This is a genomic window from Escherichia sp. AM3 (assembly GCF_032029835.1).
Classification (GTDB): Bacteria; Pseudomonadota; Gammaproteobacteria; order Enterobacterales; family Enterobacteriaceae; genus Escherichia; species Escherichia coli.
On sequence record NZ_JAVUPQ010000023.1, the window covers coordinates 19,997 to 33,311 of the forward strand.

Consider the following 13,315-nt stretch of genomic DNA (forward strand, 5'->3'; position numbering starts at 1 on the left):
CGCGTAGATAAAATAGTTTCCTGTGTTATTACTGGATGGGGGCTCGCAAATGTGCCCGTCATTCAGACGATTCCAGACAGTGTTTCATAATTCCTCCATTTTTCTCCCTTATTGGCTGGCTACACTAGTATCATTCCGCGAAACGTTTCAGGAAGAGAAACTCTTAACGATGAAAGGTAGTTATAAATCCCGTTGGGTAATCGTAATCGTGGTGGTTATCGCCGCCATCGCCGCATTCTGGTTCTGGCAAGGCCGCAATGACTCCCAGAGTGCAGCCCCAGGGGCGACGAAACAAGCGCAGCAATCGCCAGCGGGTGGTCGCCGTGGTATGCGTTCCGGCCCATTAGCCCCGGTTCAGGCGGCGACCGCCGTAGAACAGGCAGTTCCGCGTTACCTCACCGGGCTTGGCACCATTATCGCCGCTAATACTGTTACGGTGCGCAGCCGCGTGGACGGTCAACTGATGGCGTTACATTTCCAGGAAGGCCAGCAGGTCAAAGCAGGCGATTTACTGGCAGAAATTGACCCCAGCCAGTTCAAAGTTGCATTAGCACAAACCCAGGGCCAACTGGCAAAAGATAAAGCCACGCTTGCTAACGCCCGCCGTGATCTGGCGCGTTATCAGCAACTGGCAAAAACCAATCTCGTCTCCCGTCAGGAGCTGGATGCCCAACAGGCGCTGGTCAGTGAAACCGAAGGCACCATTAAGGCTGATGAAGCAAGCGTCGCCAGCGCGCAGTTGCAACTCGACTGGAGCCGCATCACCGCACCAGTCGATGGTCGCGTTGGTCTCAAGCAGGTTGATGTTGGTAACCAAATCTCCAGTGGTGATACCACCGGAATTGTGGTGATCACCCAGACGCATCCTATCGATTTAGTCTTTACCCTGCCGGAAAGCGATATCGCTACTGTAGTGCAGGCGCAAAAAGCCGGAAAACCGCTGGTGGTAGAAGCCTGGGATCGCACCAATTCGAAGAAATTAAGTGAAGGCACGCTGTTAAGCCTCGATAACCAAATCGATGCCACAACCGGTACGATTAAAGTGAAAGCACGCTTTAATAATCAGGATGATGCGCTGTTTCCCAATCAGTTTGTTAACGCGCGCATGTTAGTCGACACCGAACAAAACGCCGTAGTGATCCCAACAGCCGCCCTGCAAATGGGCAATGAAGGCCATTTTGTCTGGGTGCTGAATAGCGAAAACAAGGTCAGCAAACATCTGGTGACGCCGGGCATTCAGGACAGTCAGAAAGTGGTGATCCGTGCAGGTATTTCTGCGGGCGATCGCGTGGTGACAGACGGCATTGATCGCCTGACCGAAGGGGCGAAAGTGGAAGTGGTGGAAGCCCAGAGCGCCACTACTCCGGAAGAGAAAGCCACCAGCCGCGAATACGCGAAAAAAGGAGCACGCTCCTGATGCAGGTGTTACCCCCGAGCAGCACAGGCGGCCCGTCGCGCCTGTTTATTATGCGTCCTGTGGCCACCACGCTGCTGATGGTGGCGATCTTACTCGCCGGGATTATCGGTTATCGCGCCCTGCCCGTTTCGGCGCTGCCGGAAGTGGACTATCCGACCATTCAGGTGGTCACGCTCTACCCAGGTGCCAGCCCGGATGTCATGACCTCTGCCGTTACCGCGCCGCTAGAACGCCAGTTCGGGCAGATGTCTGGCCTGAAACAGATGTCGTCGCAAAGTTCCGGCGGTGCGTCAGTTATCACTTTGCAGTTCCAGCTAACATTACCGCTCGATGTCGCCGAGCAGGAAGTGCAGGCCGCGATTAACGCTGCGACCAACTTGTTGCCGAGCGATCTGCCTAACCCGCCGGTTTACAGCAAAGTGAACCCGGCAGATCCGCCGATCATGACGCTCGCCGTCACCTCAACCGCCATGCCGATGACGCAAGTGGAAGATATGGTGGAAACCCGCGTCGCGCAGAAAATCTCGCAGATTTCCGGCGTCGGCCTGGTGACGCTTTCCGGCGGTCAGCGTCCGGCTGTTCGCGTCAAACTTAACGCTCAGGCGATTGCCGCCCTCGGCCTGACCAGCGAAACCGTGCGCACCGCCATTACCGGCGCTAACGTTAACTCGGCAAAAGGTAGCCTCGACGGCCCTTCCCGTGCGGTCACGCTTTCCGCGAACGACCAGATGCAATCCGCCGAAGAGTATCGCCAGCTAATCATCGCCTACCAGAACGGCGCGCCAATTCGTCTGGGCGATGTCGCAACTGTAGAGCAAGGTGCAGAAAACAGCTGGCTCGGCGCGTGGGCGAACAAAGAACAGGCCATTGTGATGAATGTTCAGCGCCAGCCCGGTGCTAACATTATCTCCACCGCCGACAGCATTCGGCAGATGCTGCCACAGCTCACTGAGAGTCTGCCGAAATCGGTGAAGGTGACAGTGCTTTCCGATCGCACCACCAATATCCGCGCATCCGTCGATGATACTCAGTTTGAATTGATGATGGCTATCGCGCTGGTAGTCATGATTATCTACCTGTTTTTGCGCAATATTCCGGCGACCATCATTCCCGGTGTTGCTGTACCGCTGTCGTTAATCGGCACTTTCGCGGTTATGGTGTTTCTCGATTTTTCAATCAATAACCTGACACTGATGGCGTTAACTATCGCCACCGGATTCGTGGTCGATGACGCCATCGTGGTGATCGAAAACATTTCCCGCTATATCGAAAAAGGCGAAAAACCGTTGGCGGCGGCGCTCAAGGGCGCAGGTGAAATCGGCTTTACCATTATCTCGCTGACCTTCTCACTGATTGCGGTGTTGATCCCACTGCTGTTTATGGGCGATATCGTCGGGCGACTGTTCCGCGAATTTGCTATTACCCTGGCGGTAGCGATTTTGATCTCAGCGGTGGTGTCGCTGACCCTGACACCGATGATGTGCGCGCGGATGCTCAGCCAGGAGTCGTTGCGTAAACAGAACCGCTTCTCCCGTGCCTCGGAAAAAATGTTCGACAGGATAATCGCCGCCTATGGTCGTGGACTGGCGAAAGTGCTGAATCATCCGTGGCTGACCTTAAGCGTGGCACTCAGCACGCTGCTGCTTAGCGTGCTGCTGTGGGTGTTCATTCCGAAAGGTTTCTTCCCGGTACAGGACAATGGCATTATTCAGGGCACTTTGCAGGCACCGCAATCCAGCTCCTTTGCCAATATGGCCCAGCGACAACGCCAGGTCGCGGACGTGATTTTGCAGGATCCGGCAGTGCAAAGCCTGACCTCATTTGTTGGCGTTGATGGCACTAACCCGTCGCTGAACAGTGCACGTTTACAAATCAACCTCAAACCGTTGGATGAACGTGATGATCGGGTGCAAAAAGTCATCGCCCGTCTGCAAACGGCGGTAGATAAAGTGCCGGGCGTCGATCTCTTCCTGCAACCAACGCAGGATCTGACTATTGATACTCAGGTCAGCCGCACCCAGTACCAGTTTACCTTGCAGGCCACGTCACTGGATGCGCTCAGTACCTGGGTGCCACAGTTGATGGAAAAACTCCAGCAACTGCCACAGCTTTCTGATGTCTCCAGCGACTGGCAGGACAAAGGGCTGGTGGCGTATGTCAATGTTGATCGCGACAGCGCCAGCCGTCTGGGGATCAGCATGGCGGATGTCGATAACGCCCTGTACAACGCGTTTGGTCAGCGGCTGATTTCCACTATTTATACTCAGGCCAACCAGTATCGCGTGGTGCTGGAGCACAACACCGAAAATACCCCAGGCCTCGCGGCGCTGGATACCATTCGCCTGACCAGCAGCGACGGCGGCGTGGTGCCGCTAAGCTCAATTGCCAAAATTGAGCAGCGTTTTGCGCCGCTCTCCATCAACCATCTGGATCAGTTCCCGGTAACGACCATCTCCTTTAACGTGCCGGATAACTATTCGCTGGGCGATGCGGTGCAGGCGATTATGGACACCGAAAAGACGCTGAATCTGCCGGTGGATATCACCACGCAGTTCCAGGGCAGCACCCTCGCCTTCCAGTCGGCGCTGGGCAGCACTGTCTGGCTGATTGTCGCGGCGGTGGTGGCGATGTATATCGTGCTCGGCATTCTGTACGAGAGCTTTATTCACCCGATCACCATTCTCTCGACGCTACCCACCGCAGGGGTTGGCGCACTGCTGGCGTTGCTGATTGCTGGTAGCGAACTGGATGTGATTGCGATTATCGGCATTATTTTGCTGATCGGTATCGTGAAGAAGAACGCCATCATGATGATCGACTTCGCGCTGGCTGCCGAGCGCGAGCAAGGCATGTCGCCGCGCGAGGCAATCTACCAGGCTTGTCTGTTGCGTTTTCGTCCGATCCTGATGACCACCCTGGCGGCTCTGCTTGGCGCGCTGCCGCTGATGTTGAGTACCGGGGTCGGCGCGGAACTGCGTCGTCCGTTAGGTATCGGCATGGTCGGCGGCCTGATTGTCAGCCAGGTGCTGACGCTGTTCACCACGCCGGTGATTTATCTGCTGTTCGACCGCCTGGCATTGTGGACCAAAAGCCGCTTTGCCCGTCATGAAGAGGAGGCGTAAGTGAAGTTTTTTGCCCTCTTCATTTACCGTCCGGTGGCGACGATTTTACTGTCGGTTGCCATTACCCTGTGCGGCATACTGGGCTTCCGTATGCTGCCGGTCGCCCCGCTGCCGCAGGTCGATTTTCCGGTGATTATGGTCAGCGCCTCGCTGCCCGGTGCGTCACCAGAAACAATGGCGTCTTCCGTTGCCACGCCGCTGGAGCGCTCACTTGGGCGCATTGCCGGAGTCAGTGAAATGACCTCCAGCAGTTCGCTCGGCAGCACGCGTATTATTTTGCAGTTTGATTTTGACCGGGATATCAACGGCGCAGCGCGTGATGTGCAGGCGGCGATCAACGCTGCACAAAGTTTGCTGCCCAGTGGGATGCCCAGCCGCCCGACCTATCGCAAAGCGAACCCGTCGGATGCGCCAATTATGATCCTCACGCTGACGTCCGATACTTATTCGCAGGGTGAACTGTACGATTTCGCCTCGACGCAGCTGGCTCCGACGATTTCGCAAATCGACGGTGTTGGTGATGTCGATGTCGGAGGCAGCTCACTGCCCGCCGTACGCGTCGGGCTGAATCCGCAGGCGCTGTTTAATCAGGGCGTGTCGCTGGACGACGTACGCACCGCCGTCAGCAATGCCAACGTGCGTAAACCGCAGGGCGCGCTGGAAGATGGCACTCACCGCTGGCAGATCCAGACCAATGATGAGCTAAAAACCGCCGCTGAATATCAGCCGTTGATTATTCACTACAACAACGGCGGCGCGGTTCGTCTGGGCGATGTGGCGACGGTGACCGACTCAGTGCAGGATGTGCGCAACGCCGGGATGACCAACGCCAAACCGGCTATTTTACTGATGATCCGCAAACTGCCGGAAGCCAATATTATCCAGACGGTTGACAGCATCCGGGCAAAATTACCGGAGTTGCAGGAAACCATTCCGGCGGCGATTGATCTGCAAATTGCCCAGGATCGCTCCCCCACCATTCGCGCCTCGCTGGAAGAAGTCGAGCAAACGCTGATTATCTCGGTGGCGCTGGTGATTCTGGTGGTGTTTTTATTCCTGCGCTCGGGTCGCGCCACTATTATTCCCGCCGTTTCGGTGCCGGTTTCGCTGATTGGTACGTTTGCGGCGATGTACCTGTGCGGATTCAGTCTCAATAACCTTTCGTTAATGGCGCTCACCATCGCTACTGGTTTCGTGGTGGATGACGCCATCGTGGTGCTGGAAAACATTGCACGTCATCTGGAAGCGGGAATGAAACCGTTGCAAGCCGCACTGCAAGGTACTCGCGAAGTCGGTTTTACGGTGCTGTCGATGAGTCTGTCACTGGTGGCGGTGTTCCTGCCGCTGCTGTTGATGGGCGGATTGCCGGGCCGACTGTTACGCGAATTTGCCGTGACGCTTTCTGTCGCCATTGGTATATCGTTGCTGGTTTCTCTGACATTAACGCCAATGATGTGTGGCTGGATGCTGAAAGCCAGCAAGCCGCGCGAGCAAAAGCGACTGCGTGGTTTTGGTCGCATGTTGGTAGCCCTGCAACAAGGCTACGGCAAGTCACTGAAATGGGTGCTCAATCATACCCGTCTGGTGGGCGTGGTGCTGCTTGGCACCATTGCGCTGAATATCTGGCTGTATATCTCGATCCCGAAAACCTTCTTCCCGGAGCAGGACACTGGCGTGTTGATGGGCGGGATTCAGGCGGATCAGAGTATTTCGTTTCAGGCGATGCGCGGTAAGTTGCAGGATTTCATGAAAATTATCCGTGACGATCCGGCAGTGGATAATGTCACCGGCTTTACAGGCGGTTCGCGAGTGAACAGCGGGATGATGTTTATCACCCTCAAGCCACGCGACGAACGCAGCGAAACGGCGCAGCAAATTATCGACCGTCTGCGCGTAAAACTGGCGAAAGAACCGGGGGCGAATCTGTTCCTGATGGCGGTACAGGATATTCGCGTTGGTGGGCGTCAGTCGAACGCCAGCTACCAGTACACGTTGTTATCCGACGACCTGGCGGCACTGCGAGAATGGGAGCCGAAAATCCGCAAAAAACTGGCGACGTTGCCGGAACTGGCGGACGTGAACTCCGATCAGCAGGATAACGGCGCGGAGATGAATCTGGTTTACGACCGCGACACCATGGCACGGCTGGGAATCGACGTACAAGCCGCCAACAGTCTGTTAAATAACGCCTTCGGTCAGCGGCAAATCTCGACCATTTACCAGCCGATGAACCAGTATAAAGTGGTGATGGAAGTGGATCCGCGCTATACCCAGGACATCAGTGCGCTGGAAAAAATGTTCGTTATCAATAACGAAGGCAAAGCGATCCCGCTGTCGTATTTCGCTAAATGGCAACCGACGAATGCCCCACTATCGGTGAATCATCAGGGATTATCGGCGGCCTCGACCATTTCGTTTAACCTGCCGACCGGAAAATCGCTCTCGGACGCCAGTGCGGCGATCGATCGCGCAATGACCCAGCTTGGTGTGCCTTCGACGGTGCGCGGCAGTTTTGCCGGCACGGCGCAGGTGTTCCAGGAGACGATGAACTCGCAGGTGATCCTGATTATCGCCGCCATCGCCACGGTGTATATCGTGCTGGGTATCCTTTACGAGAGTTACGTACATCCGCTGACGATTCTCTCCACCCTGCCCTCGGCGGGCGTTGGAGCGCTGTTGGCGCTGGAGCTGTTCAATGCCCCGTTCAGCCTAATCGCCCTGATAGGGATCATGCTATTAATCGGCATCGTGAAGAAAAACGCCATTATGATGGTCGATTTTGCGCTTGAAGCCCAACGGCACGGTAACCTGACGCCGCAGGAAGCTATTTTCCAGGCCTGTCTGCTGCGTTTTCGCCCGATTATGATGACTACCCTGGCGGCGCTGTTTGGTGCGCTGCCGCTGGTATTGTCGGGCGGCGACGGCTCGGAGCTGCGGCAACCCCTGGGGATCACCATTGTCGGCGGACTGGTAATGAGCCAGCTCCTTACGCTGTATACCACGCCGGTGGTGTATCTCTTTTTCGACCGTCTGCGGCTGCGTTTTTCGCGTAAACCTAAACAAACGGTAACCGAGTAAATGACAGATCTTCCCGACAGCACCCGTTGGCAATTGTGGATTGTGGCTTTCGGCTTCTTTATGCAGTCGCTGGACACCACCATCGTAAACACCGCCCTTCCCTCAATGGCGCAAAGCCTCGGGGAAAGTCCGTTGCATATGCACATGGTCATTGTCTCTTATGTGCTGACCGTGGCGGTGATGCTGCCCGCCAGCGGCTGGCTGGCGGACAAAGTCGGCGTGCGCAATATTTTCTTTACCGCCATCGTGCTGTTTACTCTCGGTTCACTGTTTTGCGCGCTTTCCGGCACGCTGAACGAACTGTTGCTGGCACGCGCGTTACAGGGCGTTGGCGGCGCGATGATGGTGCCGGTCGGCAGATTGACGGTGATGAAAATCGTACCGCGCGAGCAATATATGGCGGCGATGACCTTTGTCACGTTACCCGGTCAGGTCGGTCCGCTGCTCGGTCCGGCGCTCGGCGGTCTGCTGGTGGAGTACGCGTCGTGGCACTGGATCTTTTTGATCAACATTCCGGTGGGGATTATCGGTGCGATCGCCACATTGCTGTTAATGCCGAACTACACCATGCAGACGCGGCGCTTTGATCTCTCCGGATTTTTATTGCTGGCGGTTGGCATGGCGGTATTAACCCTGGCGCTGGACGGCAGTAAAGGTACAGGTTTATCGCCGCTGACGATTGCAGGCCTGGTCGCAGTTGGCGTGGTGGCACTGGTGCTTTATCTGCTGCACGCCAGAAATAACCACCGCGCTCTTTTCAGTCTGAAACTGTTCCGCACTCGTACCTTTTCGCTGGGCCTGGCGGGGAGCTTTGCCGGACGTATTGGCAGTGACATGTTGCCCTTTATGACACCGGTTTTCCTGCAAATTGGCCTCGGTTTCTCGCCTTTTCATGCCGGACTGATGATGATCCCGATGGTGCTCGGCAGCATGGGGATGAAGCGAATTGTGGTACAGGTGGTGAATCGCTTTGGCTATCGTCGGGTACTGGTGGCAACCACGCTTGGCCTGTCGCTGGTCACCCTGTTGTTTATGACTACCGCCTTGCTGGGCTGGTACTACGTTTTGCCGTTCGTCCTGTTTTTACAAGGGATGGTCAACTCGACACGTTTCTCCTCCATGAACACCCTGACGCTGAAAGATCTCCCGGACAATCTGGCGAGCAGCGGCAACAGCCTGCTGTCGATGATTATGCAATTGTCGATGAGTATCGGCGTCACTATCGCCGGGCTGTTGCTGGGACTTTTTGGTTCACAGCATGTCAGCGTCGACAGCGGCACCACACAAACCGTCTTTATGTACACCTGGCTTAGCATGGCGTTGATCATCGCCCTTCCGGCGTTCATCTTTGCCAGAGTGCCGAACGATACGCATCAAAATGTAGCTATTTCGCGGCGAAAAAGGAGCGCGCAATGAAGTTCTGGCGACCCGGTATTACCGGCAAACTGTTTCTGGCGATTTTCGCCACCTGCATTGTCTTGCTGATCAGTATGCACTGGGCGGTGCGTATCAGTTTTGAGCGTGGCTTTATTGATTACATCAAGCATGGTAATGAACAGCGATTACAACTGTTAAGTGATGCGCTTGGCGAGCAGTATGCGCAGCATGGCAACTGGCGCTTCCTGCGCAACAATGATCGCTTTGTCTTTCAGATCCTGCGTTCATTTGAACACGATAATTCGGAAGATAAACCCGGCCCGGGTATGCCACCGCACGGCTGGCGTACCCAGTTCTGGGTGGTTGATCAAAACAACAAAGTGCTGGTTGGTCCGCGAGCGCCGATTCCACCTGACGGTACACGGCGACCCATTCTGGTCAACGGTGCGGAAGTTGGCGCGGTGATCGCCTCCCCCGTTGAGCGGTTAACGCGCAATACTGATATCAATTTCGATAAACAACAGCGGCAAACCAGCTGGTTGATTGTCGCCCTGGCAACGTTACTCGCGGCACTTGCCACTTTTCTGCTGGCGCGCGGTTTACTGGCACCGGTAAAACGACTTGTCGATGGCACGCACAAACTGGCGGCGGGCGATTTCACTACCCGCGTAACGCCCACCAGTGAAGATGAACTGGGCAAACTGGCGCAAGACTTCAACCAGCTTGCCAGCACACTGGAGAAAAACCAGCAAATGCGGCGCGATTTTATGGCCGATATTTCTCACGAACTGCGTACGCCATTAGCGGTGCTGCGCGGTGAACTGGAAGCCATTCAGGATGGCGTGCGTAAATTCACGCCGGAGACGGTGGCGTCTTTACAGGCGGAGGTCGGTACACTGACCAAACTGGTTGACGATCTCCATCAGTTGTCGATGTCTGATGAAGGCGCTCTCGCCTATCAAAAAGCACCGGTAGATTTGATCCCACTGCTGGAAGTGGCGGGCGGCGCATTTCGCGAACGATTCGCCAGTCGTGGCCTGAAACTGCAATTTTCCCTGCCAGACAGTATTACCGTATTTGGCGATCGCGACCGTTTAATGCAGTTATTCAATAACTTACTGGAAAACAGCCTGCGCTACACTGACAGCGGCGGCAGCCTGCAAATCTCTGCCGGGCAGCGCGACAAAACGGTGCGCCTGACCTTTGCCGACAGTGCGCCAGGTGTCAGTGACGATCAGCTACAAAAATTGTTTGAACGTTTTTATCGCACCGAAGGTTCCCGCAACCGTGCCAGCGGCGGTTCCGGGCTGGGGCTGGCGATTTGCCTGAACATTGTTGAAGCACATAATGGTCGCATTATTGCTGCCCATTCGCCTTTTGGCGGGGTAAGCATTACAGTAGAGTTACCGCTGGAACGGGATTTACAGAGAGAAGTATGACCGAGTTACCAATCGACGAAAACACACCGCGTATTTTGATCGTGGAAGATGAACCGAAGCTGGGGCAGTTGCTCATTGATTATCTGCGTGCTGCGAGCTATGCGCCGACGCTTATCAGCCACGGCGATCAGGTACTGCCGTATGTGCGCCAGACACCACCGGATCTGATCCTTTTAGATCTGATGCTCCCTGGCACCGATGGCCTGACGCTGTGCCGGGAAATTCGTCGTTTTTCTGACATTCCGATCGTGATGGTGACGGCAAAAATCGAAGAGATCGATCGCCTGCTGGGGCTGGAGATTGGCGCAGATGATTATATCTGTAAGCCGTACAGCCCACGGGAAGTGGTAGCGCGCGTCAAAACCATTTTGCGCCGTTGCAAACCGCAGCGCGAGTTGCAGCAACAGGATGCTGAAAGCCCGTTGATTATCGACGAAGGTCGTTTTCAGGCTTCATGGCGCGGTAAAATGCTTGACCTGACGCCTGCGGAATTTCGTCTGCTGAAAACGCTCTCTCACGAACCAGGAAAAGTGTTCTCCCGCGAGCAATTGCTCAATCATCTTTATGACGACTACCGCGTAGTAACCGACCGCACCATCGACAGCCACATTAAAAACCTGCGCCGCAAGCTGGAATCTCTCGACGCCGAACAGTCATTTATCCGCGCCGTTTATGGCGTCGGTTACCGCTGGGAAGCCGACGCCTGCCGCATCGTTTAGTTTTAGCGACATTATTTTGTTAGCCGGAGATGGCGTTCAGACCAGATCCGGCAACATTATCCCACGCATGGTCAGCAAACTGACATTATCTCTCCGCCCTGGCAGGCATCAGAAAATCGCTCATACTTTAATCGGTAAACAGCACCTTTAGATGCTGTTTTCGATACACAATTTCAATCAAGGAGTCATTATGGCTGGTTGGTTTGAACTCAGTAAGAGCAGTGATAATCAGTTCCGGTTTGTGCTAAAAGCGGGCAATGGTGAGACTATCCTCACCAGCGAGCTTTATACCTCAAAAGCCTCTGCGGAAAAGGGCATCGCGTCGGTGCGTAGCAACAGCCCGCAAGAAGAACGCTATGAGAAAAAAACGGCAAGTAACGGCAAATTCTATTTCAATCTGAAAGCCGCTAATCATCAAATTATCGGCTCCAGCCAGATGTACGCCACCGCGCAATCTCGTGAAACCGGAATTGCCTCCGTTAAAGCCAATGGCACAAGCCAGACGGTGAAAGACAATACGTAATTACGATGCCGGGCGTGGGTTGTTGGCGTCCGGCGCTTTACCAGATCCCCCCACAGCGCTACAATGCCCGCCCTTAAAGTGGGGGCACTCCCCTAACCGCTTCATCAGGTGAAGCGGATCTGACCTGTCATCAGAACGAGAGAATTATGTTTAAACCGGAACTCCTTTCCCCGGCGGGAACGCTGAAAAATATGCGTTACGCTTTCGCTTATGGCGCAGATGCTGTTTATGCGGGCCAGCCGCGTTACTCCCTGCGTGTGCGCAACAACGAATTCAACCACGAAAATCTTCAGCTCGGCATCAATGAAGCCCACGCGCTGGGGAAAAAGTTTTATGTCGTGGTCAACATTGCACCGCACAACGCCAAGCTGAAAACCTTTATCCGTGACCTGAAACCGGTGGTGGAAATGGGGCCGGATGCGCTGATTATGTCCGATCCAGGGCTGATTATGCTGGTGCGTGAGCACTTCCCTGAAATGCCGATCCACCTCTCGGTGCAGGCTAACGCCGTAAACTGGGCGACGGTGAAATTCTGGCAGCAAATGGGCCTGACCCGCGTGATCCTCTCTCGCGAGCTGTCGCTGGAAGAGATTGAAGAGATCCGCAATCAGGTGCCGGATATGGAGATCGAGATCTTCGTTCACGGCGCACTGTGCATGGCCTACTCCGGTCGCTGCCTGCTCTCTGGCTATATCAACAAGCGCGATCCGAACCAGGGTACCTGCACCAACGCCTGCCGCTGGGAGTACAACGTCCAGGAAGGGAAAGAAGATGACGTTGGCAACATCGTACACAAGTACGAGCCGATTCCGGTGCAAAATGTTGAGCCGACGCTGGGTATCGGCGCGCCAACCGACAAAGTGTTTATGATCGAAGAAGCCCAGCGTCCGGGCGAGTATATGACCGCGTTTGAAGATGAGCACGGCACTTACATCATGAACTCGAAAGATCTGCGCGCCATCGCCCATGTAGAACGCCTGACCAAAATGGGCGTGCATTCGCTGAAAATCGAAGGCCGTACTAAATCTTTCTACTATTGCGCACGCACCGCACAGGTTTACCGTAAAGCTATCGATGACGCCGCTGCGGGCAAACCGTTCGATACCAGCCTGCTGGAAACTCTGGAAGGTCTGGCGCATCGTGGCTATACCGAAGGTTTCCTGCGTCGTCATACTCACGACGATTATCAGAACTACGAATACGGTTATTCAGTTTCTGACCGCCAGCAGTTTGTTGGTGAGTTTACCGGTGAGCGCAAGGGGGACCTCGCGGCGGTAGCGGTGAAAAATAAATTCTCCGTTGGCGACAGCCTTGAGCTGATGACGCCGCAAGGCAACATTAACTTTACCCTTGAGCACATGGAAAACGCCAAAGGTGAAGCGATGCCGGTCGCACCAGGCGATGGTTATACTGTGTGGCTCCCGGTCCCGCAGGATCTTGAGCTCAATTACGCTCTGCTGATGCGTAATTTCTCCGGGGAAACCACGCGTAACCCACACGGTAAGTGATTAATTTCGATTATTTTTCCCGGATGGAAAATTCTTAGAAACCGATCACATACAGCTGCATTTATTAAGGTTATCATCCGTTTCGCTGAAAAACATAACCCATAAAATGCTAGCTGTACCAGGAACCACCTC

Annotated in this window: 8 protein-coding genes; all 8 read left to right on the forward strand. The window is 54.9% G+C overall.

What is annotated here, in order from left to right:
* The first annotated feature begins 169 nt into the window (after window positions 1–169).
* Window positions 170–1,417, forward strand: coding sequence for a multidrug efflux RND transporter subunit MdtA (gene mdtA / locus RTW80_RS11180; RefSeq protein ID WP_000678954.1), 1,248 nt, complete (start codon window positions 170–172; stop codon window positions 1,415–1,417).
* Window positions 1,417–4,539, forward strand: a complete 3,123-nt coding sequence (mdtB, locus tag RTW80_RS11185; RefSeq protein ID WP_001197875.1) for a multidrug efflux RND transporter permease subunit MdtB — start codon at window positions 1,417–1,419, stop codon at window positions 4,537–4,539. The genes mdtA and mdtB overlap by 1 nt, the downstream gene beginning before the upstream one ends.
* Complete coding sequence (gene mdtC / locus RTW80_RS11190) at window positions 4,540–7,617, forward strand: multidrug efflux RND transporter permease subunit MdtC (RefSeq protein ID WP_023149621.1); 3,078 nt, start codon at window positions 4,540–4,542, stop codon at window positions 7,615–7,617.
* Window positions 7,618–9,033, forward strand: a complete 1,416-nt coding sequence (locus RTW80_RS11195; RefSeq protein ID WP_032247700.1) for an MFS transporter — start codon at window positions 7,618–7,620, stop codon at window positions 9,031–9,033.
* Window positions 9,030–10,433: a two-component system sensor histidine kinase BaeS gene (gene baeS, locus RTW80_RS11200; RefSeq protein WP_000675150.1), complete on the forward strand. Its 1,404-nt coding sequence runs from the start codon at window positions 9,030–9,032 to the stop codon at window positions 10,431–10,433. The genes RTW80_RS11195 and baeS overlap by 4 nt, the downstream gene beginning before the upstream one ends.
* Window positions 10,430–11,152: a two-component system response regulator BaeR gene (baeR, locus tag RTW80_RS11205; RefSeq protein ID WP_000137877.1), complete on the forward strand. Its 723-nt coding sequence runs from the start codon at window positions 10,430–10,432 to the stop codon at window positions 11,150–11,152. Before baeS ends, baeR begins: the two co-directional genes overlap by 4 nt.
* A 190-nt stretch (window positions 11,153–11,342) precedes the next feature.
* Window positions 11,343–11,675 (forward strand): YegP family protein, encoded by a 333-nt coding sequence (locus RTW80_RS11210; RefSeq protein WP_000929408.1) that lies wholly within the window; start codon window positions 11,343–11,345, stop codon window positions 11,673–11,675.
* A 146-nt stretch (window positions 11,676–11,821) separates the two neighbouring features.
* Window positions 11,822–13,183 carry a tRNA 5-hydroxyuridine modification protein YegQ gene (gene yegQ, locus RTW80_RS11215; protein WP_000476014.1) on the forward strand — a complete coding sequence of 454 codons (1,362 nt, stop codon included), beginning with the start codon at window positions 11,822–11,824 and terminating at the stop codon, window positions 13,181–13,183.
* The last annotated feature ends 132 nt before the right edge of the window (window positions 13,184–13,315 follow it).